13 protein-coding genes and 1 pseudogene are annotated in these 22013 nt (G+C 68.8%); 6 read left to right on the forward strand and 8 right to left on the reverse strand.

The genetic code is table 11. The features are described 5' to 3' along the window. Positions 1-3: 3 nt before the first annotated feature. The 4 genes from E4V01_RS19070 to lptF are packed head-to-tail and all read right to left on the reverse strand — an operon-like array spanning position 4 to position 5707. Positions 4-732: a bifunctional 2-polyprenyl-6-hydroxyphenol methylase/3-demethylubiquinol 3-O-methyltransferase UbiG gene (locus E4V01_RS19070; protein WP_060770955.1), complete on the reverse strand. Its 729-nt coding sequence runs from the start codon at positions 730-732 to the stop codon at positions 4-6. A gap of 27 nt (positions 733-759) precedes the next feature. Next, positions 760-3390: an LPS-assembly protein LptD gene (locus E4V01_RS19075; RefSeq protein ID WP_135299433.1), complete on the reverse strand. Its 2631-nt coding sequence runs from the start codon at positions 3388-3390 to the stop codon at positions 760-762. A gap of 48 nt (positions 3391-3438) precedes the next feature. Next, on the reverse strand, positions 3439-4527 hold the full coding sequence (lptG, locus tag E4V01_RS19080; RefSeq protein WP_060770957.1) for an LPS export ABC transporter permease LptG: 1089 nt from the start codon (positions 4525-4527) through the stop codon (positions 3439-3441). 10 nt (positions 4528-4537) lie between these two features. Next, a complete protein-coding gene (gene lptF, locus E4V01_RS19085; RefSeq protein ID WP_135299407.1) occupies positions 4538-5707 on the reverse strand; it encodes an LPS export ABC transporter permease LptF in 1170 nt (389 codons plus the stop codon). A 599-nt stretch (positions 5708-6306) separates the two neighbouring features. Here lptF and E4V01_RS19090 point away from each other — a divergent pair. The 3 genes from E4V01_RS19090 to E4V01_RS19100 all read left to right on the forward strand — a co-directional run bounded on the left by E4V01_RS19090 (position 6307) and on the right by E4V01_RS19100 (position 10433). Beyond that, on the forward strand, positions 6307-7800 hold the full coding sequence (locus E4V01_RS19090) for a leucyl aminopeptidase (protein WP_135299408.1): 1494 nt from the start codon (positions 6307-6309) through the stop codon (positions 7798-7800). Further along, on the forward strand, positions 7797-8597 hold the full coding sequence (locus E4V01_RS19095; RefSeq protein WP_135299409.1) for a hypothetical protein: 801 nt from the start codon (positions 7797-7799) through the stop codon (positions 8595-8597). Before E4V01_RS19090 ends, E4V01_RS19095 begins: the two co-directional genes overlap by 4 nt. Positions 8598-8696: 99 nt before the next feature. Beyond that, complete coding sequence (locus E4V01_RS19100) at positions 8697-10433, forward strand: AMP-binding protein (protein ID WP_135299410.1); 1737 nt, start codon at positions 8697-8699, stop codon at positions 10431-10433. 146 nt (positions 10434-10579) lie between these two features. Here E4V01_RS19100 and E4V01_RS19105 read toward each other — a convergent pair whose 3' ends face one another. Further along, positions 10580-11626: a hypothetical protein gene (locus tag E4V01_RS19105; protein ID WP_135299411.1), complete on the reverse strand. Its 1047-nt coding sequence runs from the start codon at positions 11624-11626 to the stop codon at positions 10580-10582. Positions 11627-12011: 385 nt separating this feature from the next. Between E4V01_RS19105 and E4V01_RS19110 the strand changes: the two are divergent. Next, a pseudogene (locus E4V01_RS19110) lies at positions 12012-13194 on the forward strand (mechanosensitive ion channel family protein). Between the two features lie 151 nt (positions 13195-13345). On the opposite strand, the gene E4V01_RS19115 reads toward E4V01_RS19110, so the two are convergent. Continuing rightward, positions 13346-14125 carry a DsbA family protein gene (locus E4V01_RS19115; RefSeq protein ID WP_003604931.1) on the reverse strand — a complete coding sequence of 260 codons (780 nt, stop codon included), beginning with the start codon at positions 14123-14125 and terminating at the stop codon, positions 13346-13348. Between the two features lie 297 nt (positions 14126-14422). Between E4V01_RS19115 and E4V01_RS19120 the strand changes: the two genes are divergently transcribed. Both E4V01_RS19120 and E4V01_RS19125 read left to right on the forward strand, forming a co-directional pair. Then, entirely contained in the window at positions 14423-15466 is a 1044-nt protein-coding gene (locus E4V01_RS19120) for an HD-GYP domain-containing protein (protein ID WP_135299412.1), read from the forward strand. Between the two features lie 287 nt (positions 15467-15753). Then, positions 15754-16917 carry a pyridoxal phosphate-dependent aminotransferase gene (locus E4V01_RS19125; RefSeq protein ID WP_135299413.1) on the forward strand — a complete coding sequence of 388 codons (1164 nt, stop codon included), beginning with the start codon at positions 15754-15756 and terminating at the stop codon, positions 16915-16917. A gap of 30 nt (positions 16918-16947) precedes the next feature. Here the strand turns inward: E4V01_RS19125 and E4V01_RS19130 are convergent, their stop codons facing one another. Continuing rightward, positions 16948-17832 (reverse strand): carotenoid biosynthesis protein, encoded by an 885-nt coding sequence (locus E4V01_RS19130; protein ID WP_245517613.1) that lies wholly within the window; start codon positions 17830-17832, stop codon positions 16948-16950. Positions 17833-18292: 460 nt separating this feature from the next. Continuing rightward, the gene (locus E4V01_RS19135) at positions 18293-21415 is read right to left on the reverse strand and encodes a ribonuclease E/G (protein WP_135299415.1); all 3123 of its coding nucleotides are present in this window, start codon (positions 21413-21415) and stop codon (positions 18293-18295) included. Between the last annotated feature and the right edge of the window lie 598 nt (positions 21416-22013).

Below are 22013 nucleotides of genomic sequence, written 5' to 3' on the forward strand. Positions count from 1 at the left end.
CCCTCACCGACTCGGCGCCGGGTAGCGCGTGCCGTCGACGATGGCGTCGAGGGGGATGCGGGTCCAGTCGAAGCCCGCCGGCTCGGCGCGCTTGCGGCACAGGATTTCGCTGTGGCCGTACATCTCGGTGATCGGCGCGAAGCGCAGGCCCGGCCGCGCCCGGTCGGTGAAGTAGCCGGCGATCGGGCTGCTCATGCCCTTGTCGATCAGCTCGAAGCCGAGGGCGTCGTTGAACAGGGCGCGCAGGCCCATGTCCGAGAACTGGAAGAAATTCCACGGCCGCTCGTGCGAGCGAAACGAGAAGTGCGTCTCGACGAAGACGTGGCCGCCGACCTTCAGGAGCTTGGCGATCTCGACCGCCGCCACCCAGGGCGCGGCGAGATGCTCGAACACCGCCGAGGAGAAGATCAGGTCGAAGCGCTCGTCTTCCCCGAAATAGTGGGAAAGCCGGTGGGCGTCGCCGACCACATCGACGTTCTCGCCCGCGTAGAGGTCGAAGCCGACATACTGTGCCCGGGCGAAGCGATGGCGGAAGTTGGCGCCGGTGACATTGCGCGAGCCCACCTCCAGCACGCGCAGGCCCGGCTTGTCGAAGCGCTCCGACAGGGTGTCGATCCAGGCGCCGTGCGCCAGGTCCTTCGGCGGGGCGATACAGTCCCGGCGGAACCTGAACGGGAGCGTCGCCAGGGCGCCGTAGGCGCGGATCAGCGAGCCAGCCGCCACCTTCAGCATCGTTGTATCCCGGCGCCGACGACCATCTCAGCGCACCGAGGCGATGCCGTCGGCGGTGGTCGAGCTGCTGACGTTCTGGCGCAGATCCGCCTCGCCCAGCGTCTTCAATTCCAGGCGCAGCAGCACGGTCTGGTTGCGCTCGCGCACGCCGATCGCCGTGGCGATGGGCGAGACGATGTAGTTCAGCGAGACCGTGGTGCACTCGTCCTGATAGCCGCCGCCGAGGCTCAGGCCGGAGAGGTAGGTCAGGCCCGGGCTGCTGTAGACCGGGGCGAGGCCGACCGGGTTGGCGAGATAGGCGGTGTAGAGGTCGGCGAAGGTGTCGCGGGTGTCGAGGTAGCGGGTGAAGTCGACGAGCGCCGAGCCGGTGACGAACCAGTTCGGGGTGATGCGGTAGGTGGCCGAGGCCGTCACGCCCTCGCGGCGATGGGCGAAGCCGAGCGCCGGCTGCGCCTCGTAGTACGAGTAGAACAGCGAGGTCTCGAGCGGCAGGAACGGCGAGAACCGCGCGGTCACGCCGGTCTCGAACCGGTTCACGGCGAAATCGCGCTGGTCGAAACGGGCGCGGCTGATGAAGCTGATGTTCTGGTTGGGCGAGAGCTGGAAGCGGCCGACGAAATCGGAGCGGCGGTTCTCGAGGCCGGAATCGAGGCCGACATTGGCCAGATCCCCGCGGCGGAACGAGTTCACGCCGGCGATCTGGATCGACTCGCCGAACATCAGGTTGGCGTACCAGCCCGACGGGGTCACGACGGAATACTGCGCGCCGAGATTGGCCCGCACGCCGCCCTCGACCCGGTCGTAGCCGGAGAACTTGTCCCACTCGAACAGGGAGGTGTCGTCGAAGACGAGGCTCTGCGCGTCCTCGTTGGGCAGCCGGCCGATCCGGGTCTCGGAGGGCCGGGCGATCACCTGGCCGATCGGCTCCAGGGTGTGGACGCCGAGCGCGCCGAAATCGGCGACGAAGGGATAGCGGTAGTCGAGGCCGATCGCCGGCATGACGCGGCCGGAGAATCCGTCATCGACGGTGGTGATGTTGTTCACCAGCGCGTTCTGGAAGCCCGAGCGGCTCGGGTTCACGAAGAAGGCGTCGGTGCGCAGATAGGTGAAGGGCGTGAAGACCTGGCCGAAATCGTCGATGAAGCTGCGGCGCCAGGAGACCTGGGCCGAGAGCCGCGTGTCGACGCCGCCGAGGCCCCGCACGATGCAGCGGTCGCGCACGAAGGTGGTGCAGGTCTCGTAGAGCGGATAGCTGATCCCGTTGACGCTCGGGGCGAACAGGTAGCTGCCGGTGCGCGGGATGCCCTGGAAGTCGGTCGCCTCGCGGCTCAGGCTCGTGACGTTGGACTCGAACCGCACCTCGCCGCCGAGCTTGCCCGGCCCGTCGATGCGCTTGTCGTAGTCGATCACCGGCAGGACGACGGGCTGCTCCTTCTGCCAGTCGAAGCTCGACAGGGCCTTGAAGTAGTAGCCGCGCGCCTCGAACCACGAGCGGTCGCCCTGGCCGATCAGGTAGGCGCTCGACACCGCTTCGCGGAAATAGTCGGTGGTGATGCTCTGGTTGCGGATGCGGTAATTGTCGAGGAACCACTTGTCGGTCACGCCGACGAGATCCCAGCCCGTGCGCCAGTGCTCGTTGATGAAGAAGCGCCCGCGCGACTCGACCGAACCGCGGAACTCGCGGTCGGCGGCCCCCAGCGGCCCCGGCAGGAAGGCCGAGGGCGTCGATTGGAAGATGCCCGACAGGCGCAGATTGTAGCTGCCGTTGTCGAGGCGCTGGCGGAACTCGGCCTGGCCCAGCACGCCCTGGCGCGAGACGAAGGCCGGCGTGATCGTCAGGTCGTAGCTCGGATCGAGGTTGATGAAATACGGGGTCGCGACACCGCTGCCGAGCGGGGTCGAGGTGATGAAGCGCGGCGTCAGGAAGCCGCTCTTGCGCTTCACCGTCGGGTCGGCGGACTCGAAATAGGGCAGGTAGGCGACCGGGATCCCACCGATTTCGAGGCTCGAATCCTCGTAACTGATCGTGTGGGTCTCATTGTTGTGGATGATCTTGGCCGCCTTGATCTGCCAGAGCGGCGGCGTCTCCGGATGGTCCTTGCACGGCTCGCAGGCGGTGTAGGTCGCGTAGTCGAAGCTCGATTGCTCGCCCGCGATTCGCTCCGCCCGCGGGGCGGAGATGCGGGTGCGCACCGTCTCGCCCTTCATCACGACGGTCTGCTGGATGCGCAGGGCCTCGACGAAGCCGTTCTTGAAGTCGTCGGTCAGCTCCATCCGCTCGCCGGTGACCAGCGCCCCGGTCTCGTCGGTGAGGCGGACATTGCCCTCGGCGAAGACCCGGCTCGTGCCGCGGTCGTAGCGCACCCGGTCGGCCTGGAGCGTGCGCGCGCCGTAATGCAGCTCGGCATTGCCGCGCGCGGTCACGGTGTTGCGGTCGTTGTCGTAGATCAGCTCGTCGGCCTCGACGAGCAGGCGCTGGCCCTTCTCGCCTCCCTTGGCGCCGGCGAGCTTCTCCAGTCCGGCCTGGGCATGGGCACGCGGCGCGGCGAGCCCGTAGGCTGCCGTCAGCAGTGCGGCCATGGAGACCGTGATCGCGATGTCGGCGACCTTACGCAACGCGTCCCTCGAACCCTGTGCAGCCCCCTGCACGCCGATCACGATAGTCCCTTGCACGCCCGAACCCGTCCCGACCCGGACAACCGCACATCAGCCGTCCTCCTGGTAGAGAAGCGTGAGCGTACCGAGCAAGCTTCCTACCACGGCCGGGAACCAGGCCGCCACTGTCGGCGCGACCATCCCCGACGCGCCGAGGCCCTCCATGACCTGCCGCGCGACGTAGAGCACGAAGCCCGCGCTCACCCCGCCCAGCACCAGTTTTCCGACACCACCAAAGCGGAAGAACCTTAAGGAAACCGTTGCCGCCACAAGGACCATCGCGAGGTAGAGCAGGGGCGTTGCCAGCAGCACATCGTACTGGAGGCGGTAGCGCGTGGCATCCAGCCCGGCCCGCTCGTGGCGTGCGATGGTCTCCGGAAGTTGCCAGAAGGGCACAGATTCCGGAGGGGTGAAGCGCTGGCGGATCTGGCTCGGATCGAGTGTCGAGGCGACGAGGTAGACCTCGTGGCTCTCGGGCGGTTCATCGCGTGTGAGAACGCGCACATCGCGCAATTCCCACCAGCCGTCGTGCAGGGTCGCCCGCGCCGCCTCGATCTGCGCGGCGAAGGCGCCGGCCTCGTCGAACTGGAAGACGGTGACGCCGGCCAGCGTGGTCGTGCCCTCGACCGCCGTCTCGGCGCGGATGATCGCCTGTCCGTCGATGCTGCGCTGGCGCAGCCACAGGTCCTTGCCGGTGCCGGCCTTGGTGGATTTGGCGAAGATCTTCGCCTCGATCTCGCTGGAGCGCTGCTTGAGCGCGGCGGAGAGGGGATTGTAGGCGCCGATCGCCAGCGCGCCGATCGCCAGCGCGACGAAGGCGCCGGGCTGGAGGAACTGCCAGGCCGAGATGCCGGCGGCCCGCGCCACCACGAGTTCGAGCTTGCGCGAGAGCTGGAGCAGGGCGGCCATGGAGCCGAACAGCACCGCGAAGGGCAGCACGCTCTCGGCCACGGCGGGCGTGCGGTAGAGCGCGAGCTGCGCCATCAGCCCCGGCGAGGCGCCCTCCGCGTCGCCCGCCCGCCGCAGCAGCTCGACGAAGTCGAGGGTGTAGACCAGGGCGAAGACGGTGAGGAACACGCCGAGGATGGTGCGCACGAAGCGCCACGCGAAGTAGCGGCCGAGGGTCGCTCCGATCAGCATGCCGGCTCCCTCAGGCCCGACCGGCGAGCGGGCGCCGCCGCAGGCTGCCGGCGAGCCTTCGGCCGAGCCGGCCGAGGCGCTCGTTCATCGCGCGGGTGCGGGCGCCGCCGAAGATCACCAGGCAGGAGAGGGCAATCGCCCCGAGCGGCGCGGCGTAGATCGCCACCACCGCGCCGGGGCTGCGCACGGCCGCACTGCTGGCGGCAAAGCCCGCGATGCGCAGTGCGATCACGCCCACGACCGCGCCGGCCACGGCCAAGCCCCGGCCCTGGCGGGTGGTGCGCGGATCGCCCAGAGCAGCGAACGCGATGAAGGCCAGCGCCAGCGGGTAGAGCCAGGCCGAGAGCCGGTCGTGGAGTTCGGCCCGGAAGCGGCCCTTCTGCAGGCGGTAATAGCCCTCGCCCGTATCGGGGAAGAGCAGGGCCAGGGTCGAGCGCTCGCGCGGCTTGTAGACCGTCTCGGAATCCGGCGGCGTGAAGGCGGCGAGATCGACGGCATAGCGCTCGTAGCTCACGATCGAGGAATCGCGGCTGTCCTTCTGCTGGCGGTGGATGCTGCCCTTCTCCAGCACGAGGTAGGTCTGCCCGTCGACCTCGGTGACGCGCCCGCGCTCGGCGAGGTAGACCACCGCCTTGCCGGGCTCGCGCTTGTCTTGGATGAACAGGCCCTGGAGCGAGCCGTCGGCGCCGCGCTCGCGGAAATGGAAGGTGATGCCGTTGTCGAGCGCCGTGAACTGGCCCTCCTTGACGACGTTGGCGACGAAATCCCCCCGCACCCGGGTCAGCACGTCGCGCAGTTCCTGGAAGGAGGAGGGCATCACCTGGATCGTCAGGAAGGCGACGACGATGCTGATCGCGAAGGCCAGCGTCGCGAAGGGCCGCAGCAACTGGCGCGGCGGCATGCCGGCCGCCGACATCACGATGAGTTCTGAATCGCCGTTGAGCTTGTTCAGCGCGTAGACGCAGGCGATGAACAGGGCGACCGGGGCGATCACCGTGATCAGCGTCGGCAGCGACAGGGCGGTGATGAACAGGAAGACGAGGAGCGTCTGCCCCTTGGCCGTGACGAGGTCGAGTTCGCGCAGGGCCTGCGTCACCCAGATCGTGCCGGTCAGGCCGATCAGGCAGGTGAGGAAGGCCCCGAGCGCGATCCTGAATATGTAGCGCTCGATCTGCGTCATCTGCGCCTTCTGACCCTCGAACCCCTTCCTCGCCACCGGTCACGGCGCCGCGCATTCTCGCCGGTCGCGGCGTCCAGGCCAAGCTGTCCCGAATGCCGCGTCTCCGGGCGCTGAGAGGCGCGTGGCTCCAAGGGTCTCGGGGCGCCCGGATTGAGGCCGTTTCGCGGCGCCGCCAGCGGGGCTCACGGACCGCGCGCGACCGGGCGTTTCCGGGCCGGCTGCCACGGGATGCAGCCTCGACCGATCAGGCCGGGGACGTACCGCGCCGAACGACCGGCCGAACGCGCCGGATACGCTGGGCAACATCCCGTTCCTGACCGGCTTGCGGCCACAGGGCCATCCCTCGAAACCGCAAGCCCGGCTGCGCGACGCTGACGAGCGCCGCGCGGAGCGGAGCCCAAGGAACCGAGACTGTCCGCGCAGGCGGGCGCCGGCGACGGAGGCCCACGAGACATCAGGATCAATCGCCTTCGCGCGATTGCCCCGGCTGCGGCCCGTCCCCGCGTTGCGTTCTGCGTTTCAGCGGGTACACAGGTTCGCCGGTTTTCGCGGGGGACGCGGAGGAGCCGGCGGAAGACGGGTTGAGAGCGAAGAGCATCATGGCCGGTGGGATCGAAATCGCCTTTGAGCCGCTGTCGTCGCGCGGTCGCGGGGGCGACCTCGTGGTGTTCGTGGGCGACGATCTCGCCCTGTCCGGTGCCGCCTCCGAGGCGCTCGGCCAGCCCGGCGTCGAGCTGGTCGCCCGCGCCGCCGCGAGCGAGCGCTTCAAGGGCAAGGCGCAGAGCGCACTGGTCCTCCCGGCCCCGGCGGGCGTGGAGGCCGACCGGCTCGTGGTGATCGGGCTGGGATCGGAGAAGGACCGGGCCAAGATCGACTGGACCGTGCTGGGCGGCTTCACCGCCGGCAAGGTCGGTGCACGCAGCGCCCGCGTCGTGATCGACGGGCCCGGTTTCGCCGCCGGCGCCCGCGATGTCGCCGACTTCACCCTCGGCGCGCGCCTGCGCAGCTACCGCTTCGACCGGTACAAGACCAAGAAGAAGGACGAGGACGAGGGGGGTGCCGCGCTGACCCTGCTGGTCGCCGACCCGTCCGGGGCGCAAGCCGCCGCGCGCAGCGCCGAGGCGGTCGCCGAGGGCGTGATCCTCGCCCGCAACCTCGTCAACGAGCCGCCGAATGTCCTCTACCCCGAGGAATATGCCCGCCGCGTCTCCGAGCTGACGAGCCTCGGCGTCGAGGTCGAGATCCTCGACGTGGCGCGGATGAAGGAGATCGGCATGGGCGCCCTGCTCGCCGTGGCCCAGGGCTCGGCCCGCGAGCCGCGCGTGGCGATCATGCGCTGGAACGGGGCGGACGACGCCGCAGAGCCGCCGCTGGCCCTGATCGGCAAGGGCGTGGTGTTCGATTCCGGCGGCGTCTCGATCAAGTCGGCCGGCGGCATGGAGGACATGAAGGGCGACATGGGCGGCTCGGCCGCGGTCGTCGGCACCCTGCACGCGCTGGCCTCGCGCAAGGCCAAGGCCAACGTGATCGGCGCCATCGGCATCGTCGAGAACATGCCCGACGGTGCGGCCTACCGCCCCTCCGACATCGTCACCTCGCTCTCAGGGCAAACCATCGAGGTCATCAACACCGACGCGGAAGGCCGCCTCGTGCTCGCCGACGTGCTCTGGCACGTCCAGGCGACCTACAAGCCCAAGGCGATGATCGATCTGGCCACGCTCACCGGCGCGATCATCGTCGCGCTCGGCCAGGACATCGCCGGCCTGTTCTCCAACGACGACGCGCTCTCAAGCCAGATCACCGCGGCCGGCGAGGCGGCGGGCGAGAAGGTGTGGCGGATGCCGCTGATCCCGGCCTTCGACAAGGCGATCGACTCGAAGTTCGCCGACATGAAGAACACCGGCGGGCGCCACGGCGGCGCGGCCACGGCGGCCGCCTTCCTCAAGCGCTACGTCAACGACGTGCCGTGGGCCCATCTCGACATCGCGGGCGTCGGCATGTCCTCCACCCCCTCCGAGATCAACCGGAGCTGGGGCGCGGGCTGGGGCGTGCGCCTGCTCGACCGGCTCGTGCGCGAACACTACGAGCGGTGAGCCGCACCGGAGCGCTCTCCGCCGGCCCGGAGGTCGGCTCGGCGCAGGCGCGTGCATCGCGCTCGGAACGGGGCCGCCTGGCGATCGCCGCAGCGCCGCTGCTGGCAGCGCTGACCGCCCTGTTCGCCGTCTTCCTCACCGGCTTCGATCAACGCAGCGCGATGCCGCCGGACGTGGCGACCCGGTTCTACGGCTTCTTCCTCGACCGCTACCCGCTCTTCGCCTTCGCGCTGGTCTACGGACTCACCCGCATCCTGACCGTCATGCTGGCGCCGGGCTCCGCTTCGCTGGCCCGGCGGGTCGTCGGCGGGCTCATCGGCCTCGCGCTGCTGCTGGGGGTGAGCCTGCACCCGACCTTCGGCGGCCTCGTGCTGCGGGCCGGCTTCGGCACCGGCAGCGGCGCCTTCCTCAACGGCACGCCGATGCTGATCGCCTATGCAATGGGGGCAGGGGCCGCCGCGGGCCTGTTCGGGCTGGCCATGGGGCTCGGCGCGCGTCTGGCCGGCCGGCCGGGTCCGAAGCCCAGCGGAAGCCGCTGGCGCAGGGCCGGGCGGGCGCTGCTGGGATGGGTCGCGGGCATCCTGGCCCTGTGGTTCGCCGCCGCCGTGATCGGGCTCGCCCGCGATGCCGGGTTCGGCCCGTGGCCGCGCCGCCCGCTCGATGCCCGTGACCTCGTCGTCGCCGCCCTGGTGCTGACGCTCGCTGCCCTGCCACACGGGCTGCTCGTGGCCGCCCGCCTGCGGCCGCAGCGGACGACTCGGGCGGCCCCTCAAGCCGCGCGGGTGGGCGTGGCTTGATCGAACGCGCCGGAAACGCTTAAGCCACGACGGGAAGCGGTGGAGCCGGCGTGAGGCCGGCCCTCATAAGCCGCGGGCCACAGGGCAGGAGAGACGAGGATGGCGCAGGACCGGAGCGCGGAGCGTCCTTGGCTGGCCGCCTATCCCCCCGGCATTCCCGCCGACATCGACGTCGATTCCGTCGGCACGGTGGTCGATCTGTTCGACCGCAGCGTGCTGCGCTTCGCCGAGCGCCCGGCGATCACCTGCTTCGGCGCGAGCCTGCGCTATCGCGAGATCGGTGCCGCGGCGCAGGCGGTGGCGGCGTGGCTCGCCGCCAACGGCTACGGCAAGGCCGGCAAAGGCAGCGAGAAGGGTGCGGACGGCATCGGCGACCGCGTCGCGGTGATGATGCCCAACGTCCCGGCCTGTCCCGTCGCGCTGCTCGGCGTGCTGGTGGCGGGCTGCACCGTCGTCAACGTCAACCCGCTCTACACCCCGCGCGAACTCGCCGCCCAGATCAACGATTCCGGCGCCCGCGTCCTCTTCGTGCTGGAGAATTTCTGCCACACGGTCGGGCAGGCGCTGCCGCAGATGCCGAGCCTGGAGCGGATCGTCGTGGCGGGCCCGGGCGACCTGCTGGGGCTGAAGGGACGGATCGTCGATCTCGTCTCGCGGCGGCTGAAGCGGGCGGTGCCGCCCTACACCCTGCCGGCCGGGCGGACCCTCCGGTTCGAAGCGGTGGTGCGGGCAGGCCGCGGCCTCAAGCGGCCCTCGGTCCTGATCGAGCCCGGCGACGTCGCTTTCCTGCAATATACCGGCGGCACCACCGGCATCGCCAAGGCGGCGATGCTGACCCACCGCAACATCATGGCCAATGTCGAGCAGAGCCGGGCCTGGTTCCGCGCCCCGGCGGCGGATGGGGACGGGCACGTGGCGGTGACGGCGCTGCCGCTCTACCACATCTTCGCGCTGACGGCCTGCTTCCTGTTTTTCTTCCGGCTCGGCGGCTGCTGCCTCCTGATCCCGAATCCGCGCGACCTCGACGGCTTCGTGAAGACGCTCAGCCGCACCCGCTTCACCAACTTCGCCGGGGTGAACACGCTGTTCAACGCCCTCAACAATCACCCGAAGATCGGCACGGTCGACTTTTCGCAGGTCGAGTACGTGGTCGGCGGCGGCATGGCGGTGCAATCGGCAGTGGCCGCCCGCTGGAAGGCGATCACCGGCCAGACCATCCTCGAAGGCTACGGCCTGTCGGAGACCTCGCCGGTGGTGAGCGTCAACCCGCTCGGACTCGCCGACTGGACCGGGACGATCGGCTATCCGCTGCCCTCGACCGAGGTGACGATCCGGGCCGAGGACGGCACGGTGCTGCCCTTCGGCGTGCCGGGCGAACTCTGCGTGCGCGGGCCCCAGGTGATGGCCGGCTACTGGAACCGCCCGGAGGAGACGCGGGCGTCGATGACGGCCGACGGCTTCTTCCGCACCGGCGACGTGGCGGTGATGACGCCGGACGGGCAGATCCGCATCGTCGACCGGATGAAGGACATGATCCTCGTCTCCGGATTCAACGTCTACCCGAACGAGGTCGAGGACGTGCTCGCCACCCATCCGGCGGTGGTCGAATGCGCCGTGGTCGGCGCGCCCTGCGGCGAGAGCGGCGAGATGGTCGTCGCCCACGTGGTCTTGCGCGATCCGTCGGTGGAGCCGGACGCGCTCCGGGCGCATGCCCGCGCGAGCCTCACCGGCTACAAGGTGCCCCGCCGGATCGTGATCCAAGATAGCCTGCCCAAGACCAATGTCGGCAAGGTGCTGCGCCGGGCGCTGCGGGAGGAGAGTATTCCCGGTCGGTGACGACCTCGCGGGGGAACCGCCGGGCATCCTCAGCATCAGCCGCTGGAGGCACCGTCGGCGGCGCTACCCAGCCCTCGGATTTTGCCAGCACGACCAAGGCTCGGCGCAACGGCTCTCTCCGCGCCAGGGCTGGCTATCCTGACAGCTTATGACGAGCCCTTCTTCCGCCGTATCCGGTGACCAGGGGCAGCACGCAGAAGCATTCGAACGATGCCCATCGTCAGGGAGCGCACGAGCGGATTGCTCCCCCCCGCGCCGGGACGCAGATCCAAATAGTGATCCGGCTCGAAAAAAGCGTGGGGCTGCCTTTTCTCCCGGTAACCTATCCTCATATAGTGCTCAAAAGGATCCAGACCGGAAGATCCAACATCTTTATACCGATCATAATAATATTTTTTCGAGAACAACGGGTGCGGATCTATGTCGCATATCTTACTAGATTCTACGTATTGTACAAAATTAGGGACTTTATCACTAACTTTTTCAGAAAATGCCCTCTCGTATTGGCTCGCAAAATAATCGGCATCGAACAAAATGCAAGGATCGAAACCCGTTCGCTCTGTTAAATAATGCTCCAGGGGACTTACGGCATCACACGACACGACGGAACGATAATACGCCGAGTTGAACATCACATGGGGATCACGCATCTCGTGACCACCATAAACATAGTTCTTCAAAGCGTTTTCATTAGATGGAATGCCATACCTGTCCCGATACCATTTGGTGTCGAAAAGTGGATTTGGATTGAAATCGCTTCGATCCCCTTTTGTAATAAAATGGTAGAATGGATCCATATCACTATTTTTCGGCATATATCTCCATCGATACCAATCCGCCCAAAACAAAGGGTGAGGCTTCGCGCCGTTTCGCCATCCTATCGAGAGATAGTGAATGAGCGGCGGAAGATTCGATTCCTCACCACCCATATACGTCCACTTGTACCATTTTGTATTGAAAAGAGGGTGCGGATCGCAAAGCGACGCACCGCCGAATTCGATGAAATGCGCGAGTGGATTTTCGATTTTATCGAGCGTTATGCCTGCACCCGCAACGTACCAACTCGTATCGAAGTACGGAGATGGCGAAAAACCTCTAAACTTACCAGATTTACGATAGTGGTCGAGCATATCAGTCGATATTGTACTGTCGCCGATCTGTGATGCGTACCAACGACTATCAAAAAGCTCCATTTCATTACCTTTTCAGGAGTGGCGTCGGCAAGCTGCGCAATCATACCTCAGGTTTTATTTTCCTCAAATTCGACGATTAAACAACCTATAAGATAGCTATCTGAGTCGGGGCAAGGGATCCCCAGGGAGCGGACGTTGCTTCGGCAGAGCACCGATGATGGCAGCCCGGCGCGCCCTGCCATGAGCCGTGAGCGCGACGATCCTTCTGTCACGACAGCAGTCGGGACGAAGACACCGCGAACATCGTCGCCTGCGGGCCGGCGAACCGGCGGACGGCCGTCCGGCTTGCAAAAAACTACGTCCTCTCGGGCTGTCTTCCAGCCCTATTGTGCAGTGCGGAACCGTGCCCGGCAGCGATCATTGCTCCCTGACGAGGAGGTGATCGATGGCGGAAGTTCGCGCATTCTTCGATCAGTTGATCGGCTGGATCGTGCAGTTGCCCTGGTGGGTCGCGAGCCCGATCCTGCTGGCCGGCTGCTGCGTGCTGGTGCTGCCCCTGCACGGGGTGGCCTACCGCTTCGCGCAAAGGGCCGTGAGCGGGAAGAGCCTGTTCTGGCGCTCGCTGGTGTCACGCACCCGGGGGCCGAGCCGGCTCGCGCTGCTTGGTCATGAGTCTGGCGCTCGCGGTCTCCACCGCGCCGCTGACGTGGCAGATCCGGCTCGTCCTCAATTAGGTGCTGCTCGTCGCCTTCGTGACGCTGGCGGGCTGGACCTGCGCCACCGCGATCCACATCGCCACGGTGATCTACCTGCGCCGGTTCAAGCTCGATGCGGAAGACAACCTGCTCGCCCGCAAGCACTTCACGCAGATGCGCATCCTCGAACGGGCGGCGTTGACGCTGGTCGCCCTCGTCACGATCGCCATCGTGCTGATGACCTTCGAGCCGGTGCGGCAATACGGGGTGAGCCTGCTCGCCTCGGCGGGCGCGGCCGGGTTGATCCTCGGGCTGGCGATGCAGCCGGTGCTCTCCAACCGCGTGGCGGGCATCCAGATCGCCATCACCCAGCCGATCCGGATCGAGGACGCGGTCATCGTCGAGAACGAGTGGGGCTGGGTCGAGGAGATCAACGCGACCTACGTCGTCGTGCGGCTGTGGGACTGGCGCCGCCTCGTCCTGCCGCTGACCGACTTCATCCAGAAGCCGTTCCAGAACTGGACCCGAGAGGGCGCCTCGCTGATCGGCTCCGTGTTCCTCTACGTCGATCACAGGGCGCCGATCGAGGCGATGCGCACGGAATTGCGGCGGATCGCCGGGGCGTCCCGGCTCTGGGACGGCAACGTGGTCAACCTGCAGGTCTCGGACGCGCGCGAGGGCGTGATCGAGCTGCGGATGCTGGTGAGCGCCCGCAACGCGCCGCAGACCTGGGACCTGCGCTGCGAGGTGCGCGAGAAGATGATCGGCTTCCTGCAGAAGGAGCACCCTTGCGCCCTGCCGCGCCAGCGGGCGGAGTGGGTGAACCCCGATCCGCCCTATCCCGGCGGCCAGGCACGGCCCGAGGCCGGCAACGAGCCCGGCATCCGCGGCGAGCGCCCGCTCCGGAGCGATCCCCGCCCCGCGGCGGCCTGACGAAAAAGGGCCCGGTGCGGTCGATCCGCACCGGGCCCAGGAATCGCTCGGGAGCGGTTGCCCTGATCGCGCCCGACGAACGGCACGATCCCCGTTTGGGTGATCGCCCCTTCGCCAGCCCCGCTTCACGCGCCTAACCGAGTCGGTCGGCTCAGCAGCTCGCGTGGCCGCATTGGCGGATGTCGCTGATGGTCTTGCGCATCGGCTCGACGCCGACCGCGCCGGGCAGGATCTCGTCGCCGATGACGAAGGCGGGGGTGCCCGAGAGGCTGAGCTTGTCGCCGAGGCCGACGTTCTCGGTGAGGGCGGCCTTCACCTCCGGCCCCTGCGCGTCCTTCTTCAGGCGCTCCACGTCGGCACCGAATTCCTTGGCCACGGCGATCGCCCGCTCGCCGTTGATGCGGCCCTTGGTCTCGAGCAGCTTGGCGTGGAAGTCGAACATCTTCTCCGGCTTGAGCTGCAGCTTGGCCGCGAGTGCGATCCGGCTCGCCTCCAGCGATTCGGCGCCGAGCACGGGGAAGTCCTTGAGCACCACGCGCAGCTTCGGATCGGACTTGATCAGGGTCTGCACGTCGGTGAAGGCCTTGCGGCAATAGCCGCAATTGTAGTCGAAGAACTCGACCACGGTGACGTCGCCGTTCGGGTTGCCGGCGACGATGCCGTGGGGCGAGTTCGTCAGCGCCTCGCGCGACTCCTTCAGCGCGGCGGCCTGAGCGAGCTTCTGCGTTTCCTGAGCGCGGCGCTCGCCCTCGGCGATCGCCTCCTGCAGCACGTCGGGGTTCTTGACGAGGTAGTCCTTGACGATCCCCTCGATCGCCTTGCGCTGGGCGTCGGTGAAGGGGGCGGCATCCTCCGCGCGGGCGCCGACGGCCGCACCGAGCGCAAGGCCGCCGGCGAGGGCGAAGACGGAAACGGAGCGGAAGAGCTTCATCGATACCTCGAAATGCATGTCGGGGACGACATCCCGGCCGGGACCATCGACAAGGCGTTCCCACCGGCCCCGCCGACGAAACTATGGCACGGCGCATCCGTCGCGCCGACCCGAATCTGATCCGGACGGGAACGCCCTGAAGGGCCTCGCGCCGTTCCTGCTCCCGGGCTGCGGCGATTTCGCGGCGACCGCCCCGTCCTGCGGCTCAACCGAAAGTCGTTCGATCTTAGTAATTTGCTAAATGATGCAATTCAAATTCCGGGAAAGCTAGGATGCGGCCGGAACGGGGAGGGCAGCGTGATCGTCGTGCTGAGCGACCGCCCGGATCGTAGCCAGGACTTGGTGGAGGCCGTGCGCGCGGTCACCGAGTGCCGGGTCGTGGGCACCGATGAGACCTGGGACCGGATCGGCCTCTTCCGCGGTGTGATCGCCGACATCACCCTGAGCCGCCCCGAAGCCAAGCGCTGCCTGCGCTTGCTGGCGAACCGTCCCGGGCGCGCGCGTACCCCTCTGATCTGCCTGACGCGCGGCCACGAGCAATCCGCCTTCAACGAGGCGCGCAACCTCGGCGCCACCCTGTGCCTGTCGGCGCTGGCCGAGCCACGCATGATCGTCGGCTCGCTGGTGCGCGAGGTCTGGCCCGAGAAGTCGGTGGCCGACCTCGTGGTGACCCGCGAGACCGAGCGGGCGGGCACGCTGATGACGCGCCTGTTCGAATCGGCGCAGTCCGGCCCAATCGACATGCCGAGCGTCGAGCGGGGCATCGCCCCCGTGCTCGACGCGATCCACGAGGGCGGCCTGTCGCGCTGGCTCGACGAGGTGTGGGCGCATGACGACGTGACCTTCCAGCACTGCCTGCTGGTCTCCGGCGTCGTCGCCGCCTTCGCCCACAGCCTCGGCCTCTCCGCCGCGGACAAACAGCTCATGACCCGCGCCGCGCTGGTGCATGACGTGGGCAAGTCGCGCATCCCGCTCGCCGTCCTCAACAAGCCCGGCCGGCTCGACGACGACGAGAGGGCCGTGATGCAGACCCATGCGCCGATCGGCCACGAGATTCTGACGGAGTCCGGTGGCTGCGACGCGGTCACGCTCGCGGTGACGCGCCACCATCACGAGATGCTCGACGGTTCGGGCTACCCGGACAAGCTCTGCGCCGACGCGATCGGCGACCCCGTGCGGCTGCTGACGATCTGCGACATCTATGCCGCCCTGATCGAGCGACGCCCCTACAAGGCGCCGATGTCGAGCCGCGACGCGCTCTCGATCCTGTCGGGCATGCAGGGCAAGCTCGAGGGCGGGCTGGTACAGGCCTTCGGCCGGGCGGTGCAGACGGTGCCCTGAAGCGGAGCTCCCGCGCGGCGGATCCGGCCCGCTTCACAGGGCGCCCACACGCGGCCCCGTCCGCCATCGGCCTCGAATCGGGGGATGTGCGCGGCGGCATCCAGAGCGCATTCCGACGAAGTGGCGCCCGGTTCGTCGAAAGGATGCGCGTCAAAATAAAGAGCTGGAGACGCCGGCCTCGTCATCGGCCGGGCGCAGCTCACCTGGTAGACGCCTCCCGCGGTTGAGCGGGGCGCCGGCAGGGTCTACCTGACCGGGGTCCCGCCTCTCCCGTGAGGAGCCCGCCTTTGAGCCCCGATCCCGTCCTCTCGCGCCGCGCCCAGGCCGTCGCGCCCTTCCTGGCGATGGACGTGATGGCCGCCGCCGGCGCCCGCGAGCGGCGCGGGGAGGGCGTCGTCCACATGGAGGTCGGCCAGCCCTCGGCACCCGCGCCCCGCGCGGTGATCGCGGCGGCGCAAGGAGCGCTCGCCGACGGGCGCATCCCCTACACCGAAGCGCTCGGGCTTGCGCGCCTACGCGAGCGTATCGCCCGGCACTACGCCGAAACCTACGGCGTCAGCCTCTCGCCGGAGCGGGTGGTGGTGACGACGGGCTCCTCGGCGGGTTTCGTGCTGGCCTTCCTCGCCCTGTTCGATGCGGGCGCCCGGATCGGCGTGCCGCGCCCCGGCTACCCGGCCTATGACGGCATCCTGCGCGCCCTCGACCTGATCCCGCAGCCGCTGACCCTGCGCGCGGAAGACCGCTACGCCCCGACCCCCGCACTGGTGCGCGCGGTCCATGCGGTGCAGCCCCTCTCCGGCCTGCTGGTGATGAGCCCGGCCAACCCGTCCGGCACGGTGATCGAGCCGACCCGGCTTGCCGAACTCTGCGCCACGGCGCGGGCGCTCTCGCTGCCCTTCATCTCCGACGAGATCTATCACGGCCTCAGCTACGGCGTGCCGACGGCGACCGCGCTGCAATTCGATGCGAACGCGCTGGTCATCAACTCCTTCTCGAAATTCTACTGCATGACCGGCTGGCGGGTCGGCTGGATGGTGGTGCCCGAGACGCTGGTCCGGGGAATCGAGCGGCTGGCGCAGAACCTCTACATCTCGGCGCCCTATCTCTCGCAGGTCGCGGCGCTCGCCGCCTTCGACACCCTCGACGAGATCGTCGCGATCCGCGAGGGCTACGCGGCCAACCGCGCCCTGCTCCTCGACGCGCTGCCGTCCCTCGGCTTCAGCGACATCCACCCGGTGGACGGGGCCTTCTATCTCTACGCCGACATCGCCCGGCACACCGACGACGCGAGCGCCTTCTGCCGGCGGATGCTGGAGGAGGCGGGCGTCGCCGCGACGCCGGGCCTCGACTTCGACCCGGAGGAGGGCGGCCACCACATCCGCTTCTCCTTCGCCGGCTCGAACGCCGAATGCGCCGAGGCGGTGGCGCGGCTGAAGGGTTGGCTGGGCTGAGCCGCCGGAGCGGTTCGCGGATCGCCCCCTTCAGGAGGCCGGAACATGCGTGTGCCGGTCCGCATGAACCGTTTCGTCGCCCAGCGGGTCCGCCATCCCCGCCAGCTTCATCAAGGCGACAAGGGCGACCGGGAACATGGTGAACAGGGCCATGATCGCCGCCGTCTCGCGGATGTCAGCGGAAGACCAGAAGCGTCCGCCGGCATCCACGACGGCCGTGTCAGGGTCGAGGAGGGGCGGCAGGTGGCAGAGCGCGGAGGCGGCGTAGAGCAGCACCGGCGCCGCCAGGAAGGCCGGGCTCCGCCGGATGATCCGACGTCGGCCTCGATCTCGATCGGCAAACAGCGCGAAGCCCTGGAAGAACAGCCACGTCGTCAGGAACCAGCCGAAAAAGTTCGAGAGCGGGACGCCGAAATAGCCGCCGCTCTCGAACCAGGCCCAGGCCCGTCCGATCGTGGCGCTGGCCGGGTCCATGACCACGTCCCACTGCGTCAGGGTGAAGGCCGCGACGACGGGCGTGAAGGCGAGTTCCCGGCGGTTCGCCGGACCGCGGACATCGGTTCCCAGGAGCAGGCAGGCGATGATCCAAGCGGGATAGCCGACCCCGAAATAGAGCGGCCCGACGATGACCGGGATCGCGCCCACATGCGGAAGATCGGGCGCGACAAGGAATTTGTAGGCCCCGAAGGGAAATCCGGTGGCGACGCCGAGATTCTCGATCGCGAAGGTCACCGTGAGGCAGATCGCGAAGAAGGCCGCCGCCCTGATCACGCCAAGGGTCAGCAACGAATGCAGGAACAGCACGACGATGGAAAGCGCCGCGATGCCCTGTGCCAGGATCGTCGTTCGACCGCCCTGGTAGATTACGGCCAGCAGGAGGGCCGAGAAGGCCAGCCAAGAGCAAAACCGTGCCACCGCCCGCACTCCAATCGGGAGAATCCCGAAAGTCTACAACCGTAGCGGGTCTGATTGGTCAACCATTTGCCGGTCGGGTCACTCGGCTTCTCCCGAGGGGCACCTGCCTCGCGCTCCGCCGCTGACAGCACGGCGCATCTTCGACAGTGCCCGGCCTACACGTCGGCGGATTCACGCCGGCCGCCGCATTCGCCTGCGCGTCACGTTCGCCCCGCGGTCTCCCCGTCGTTTCGGGGGACCTGTAAACCGACACCTGCTGGATGACGGCCGCGTAGCCCGTCAGTTCCTCGGCGTCTGTCAGCGCCGCATCCGGCTCTTTTCGAAGCCGGGCACAGGCTCGTCCTTCGAGTTCCGGCGAACCTCGAACTGCAAAGCGGGGCCCGGCTGAGCCGGACCCCGCTTCGCAAGCGTCAAGATGCGTCCGGAGCCGTGCGCGGGATCGGCGATCCCGCGCCTTACCTCACTCGCCCGACAGCGCCGCCTTGGTGCGCGACCACCAGCCGGCCCGCTTGGGACGGTTCGGGTCCGGCGGCGTCAGCACCACCGCGACGGGCTCCGGCGCGGGCTCGGCGGCGGCCGGAGCGGGCGCTGCCGCTTCGGTCGCGGCGGCCGCGAAGGACTCGGCCTGGATCGGCTCGACCTCCGACGCGCGGACGACCGGCGGCAGCTCGGCCGCGGCGCCGTTCTCGGCGGCGAGAGAGACCGTGCTCACGTCGGCATCGCTGAACGGCTCCTCGGGGCCGACCGGCAGGGTATCGGTGGCCGTCTCCTCGGGATGCGCCTCGGAATCCTCCGTGGCCCGCACCGCGCCGGCCTCGTCCGCCTCGGAATCCTGCTCGGAATCCGAACGGCCGTTGCGCTCGGTCCGGCCGCGGCCGCGACCGCCCCGGCGCCCGCGGCGACGGCGGCGTCCATTGGCGTCCTCGCCGTTGGCGTCGGCGTCCGATGCGGTCTCGTCCGGCTCGGCCGCGGCGCCGAGAGCCGCCTCGGCGGTCTCCAGCTCGGAATCGGGCACATCGTCGCCGTCTTCCGCGCCGTCCTCGGCCCCGTCCTCGCTGTCGGTCCCGTCCTCGTCCCGCGCGCGGGCCTCGCCCTCACCGGAGGTGCGACCACCGCGACGGCGACGGCGACGGCGGCGACGGCCACCGCCCTCCTCGGACGCATCGGCGGCCGGGCGCTCCTCGGATGCGCCCTCGGCCTCCGCTTCGACCTCGGTCTCGACCTCTTCGGTCTCCTGGCTCTCGATCGCCTCGTCCTCGAACTCCTCGGCCTCGTAGACCGGCGAGATCGCCACGGCGCGCACGCCCGTCACCGGGCCCTCGTGCTTGACCGCCGGCTCACCGCGTTCGAGCTGGAAGGCGGAGGTCGCCACGAGCCGGTCGTCGGCGGAGATGGTGATCGTCACCGAGAAGCGCTGCTCGAGATCGAACAGGTGCGCCCGCTTCTGGTTGAGGATGTAGAGCGCGGTTTCGGTGCGGGTGCGCAGCACGACGTTGTGGCTCGCCGACTTGAGCAGCACCTCCTCGATCGAGCGCAGGATGTGCAGCGCCACCGAGGAGGTCGCCCGCACGAAACCCGAGCCGCCGCAATGGGCGCAGGGGATCGAGGAGGATTCGAGCACGCCGGTGCGGATGCGCTGGCGGCTCATCTCCAGGAGGCCGAAGGGCGAGATCCGCCCGACCTGGATGCGCGCCCGGTCGTTCTTGAGCGCCTCGTTGAGCCGCTTCTCGACCGCCCGGTTGTTGCGCTTCTCCTCCATGTCGATGAAGTCGATCACGACGAGGCCGGCGAGATCGCGCAGGCGCACCTGTCGGGCGACCTCTTCGGCCGCCTCGAGGTTCGTCTTGAGCGCGGTGTCCTCGATGTCGTGCTCGCGGGTGGCGCGGCCCGAGTTCACGTCGATCGAGACCAGCGCCTCGGTCGGGTTGATGACGAGGTAGCCGCCGGAACGCAGGGCGACGTGGGTGGAGAACATCGCGTCGAGCTGCTGCTCGACACCGTAGCGGGCGAAGATCGGCGTCGGATCGCGGTAGGGCTTCACGACCTTGGACTGGCCGGGCATCAGCATCCGCATGAAGTCCTTGGCCTCGCGGTAGGCGTCCTCGCCCGAGACCAGAACCTCGTCGAGATCCTTGTTGTAGAGGTCGCGGATCGCCCGCTTGATCAGCGAGCCCTCCTCGTAGACGAGCGCCGGGGCGGTCGAGGACAGCGTCAGCTCGCGCACGCTCTCCCACAGGCGCATCAGGTACTCGAAGTCGCGCTTGATCTCGGGCTTGGTGCGCGAGGCGCCGGCCGTGCGCAGGATGATCCCCATCCCGTCCGGCACGTCGAGGTCGGCGACCACTTCCTTGAGGCGCTTGCGGTCGGCGGCCGAGGTGATCTTGCGCGAGATGCCGCCGCCCCGGCCGGTATTGGGCATCAGCACCGAGTAGCGGCCGGCCAGCGACAGGTAGGTGGTGAGCGCCGCGCCCTTGGTGCCGCGCTCTTCCTTGACGACCTGGACGAGGATGATCTGGCGGCGCTTGATCACCTCCTGGATCTTGTAGTGGCGGCGATAGGCGCGCGGACGCTCGGGGATCTCGGCGAGCGCATCGCCCGAGCCGCCGACCTGCGCGACGCGCGGCTCGCCGTCCTCGGATTCCTCGTCGTCGTCCTCGTCGTCCGAATCCTCGTCCTCGGCCTCGTCGTCGTCCTCATCCTCGTCGGACTCGTCGTCCTCCGCATCCTCGTCGTCCGATTCGTCGCTCTCTCCGTCCTCGTCGGACTCGGCTTCGGCCTCTTCGGCCTCTTCGGCCTCGGCCTGGGAGAGCGGCGCGGTGGCGGCGACCGGCTGCGGCTCGACCGTCTCGGCCTCGGCCGACGGCTCGGCATCCGCGACGGGCGGGTTCGGCGCCTCGGAGATCGCGGCGATGTCGGACGGCTCGACCCCGGTATCCTGCGCGGGAGCGGCGTCGGCGGCCGGCGCCTCCTCGGCGGGCGCGCCGGGCTCCAGCGCCGCCTCGGGCAGGCTCGCGGAGGCATCGCCCCCGGCCTCGACCGGGGCGGAGGCCGCGTCGCCCTCGCCGCGTTCCTCGACGAGGGCGGCGCGCACGGCCTCGATCGCCTCCGGCGCGGGCGCGTCGGCGGACCGGCCCTCACCGGGGATCGCGTCGTTCTCGGAGACCGCCTCGGACCCCGCGTCCTGCGACTTCACCGTGTCGTCGTGACGCGAGCCGCGGGCCTCGGCCCGGCGCCCGCGCGAGCGGCGGCCCCGCGGCGGACGGCGCTCCTCGCGCTCGCGGTGCTCCTCTTCCTCGCGCGCCTCGGCCTCGATCAGCGCGAGGCGGTCGGCCATCGGGATCTGGTAGTAGTCGGGGTGGATCTCGTTGAAGGCGAGGAAGCCGTGGCGGTTGCCGCCATACTCGACGAAGGCCGCCTGGAGCGAGGGCTCCACGCGGGTGACCTTGGCGAGATAGATGTTGCCCCTCAGAGGCCGGCGGTTGGCCGCCTCGAAATCAAATTCCTCGACCCGCGAGCCTTGGACTGTGACGACCCGGGTCTCCTCCGGATGCATCGCATCGATGAGCATCTTGTTGTTGGCCATGACGTGCTTTCGACATGGCGGCCGACGTCGTTCTCCTCACGCTCGCGCCGCTTGGTCCCGGCGGCGCCGCCCCCGGCCTGCGGGCCGGAAGGAGATGGGCGCGTGCCGGCCTCGTCGCCGAGGTCGCGGTGGATGCGGGGAGGGGATTGCCGTCAACCGCCTTGACGCGCCGGGCATCGGCGCGGTGGGGGTTGAACAGGGCCGGGGCGACGGAAGGGGCGAGGCGACGCGAAAACCGCGCGCCTTCGGCACGAGCAGCGGCAACCGATGCTGTGCGTCCTCCCATCCTGATCCGGCCTCGCGAAGATGGTGGGCCGGCAAGCGGCCCGTACAGATTTCATGGGCACGACCGCCCCGGATGATCGGGAGGCCGCGAATGCCGTGACACCCGCCCGGATGCCGGGAGGCGCCGACTGACGCTGCTGATTCGAGCGAGGTGGGCGCCGACATGCCCCGGGCGCGCCCAGGGGCCGCCGAAGCGCCAACCCGGGAATGGGGTCGGTATCATTACAGAGTGTCGCGGGAGAATTGCAAGGGTTCCGTATGACGGCCATCGCCACTTCGTCACGAGCGCGCGCCATCGCGCGCACGTTCCCGT

It is taken from the genome of Methylorubrum sp. Q1, assembly GCF_004683995.1.
Taxonomy (GTDB): Bacteria; Pseudomonadota; Alphaproteobacteria; order Rhizobiales; family Beijerinckiaceae; genus Methylobacterium.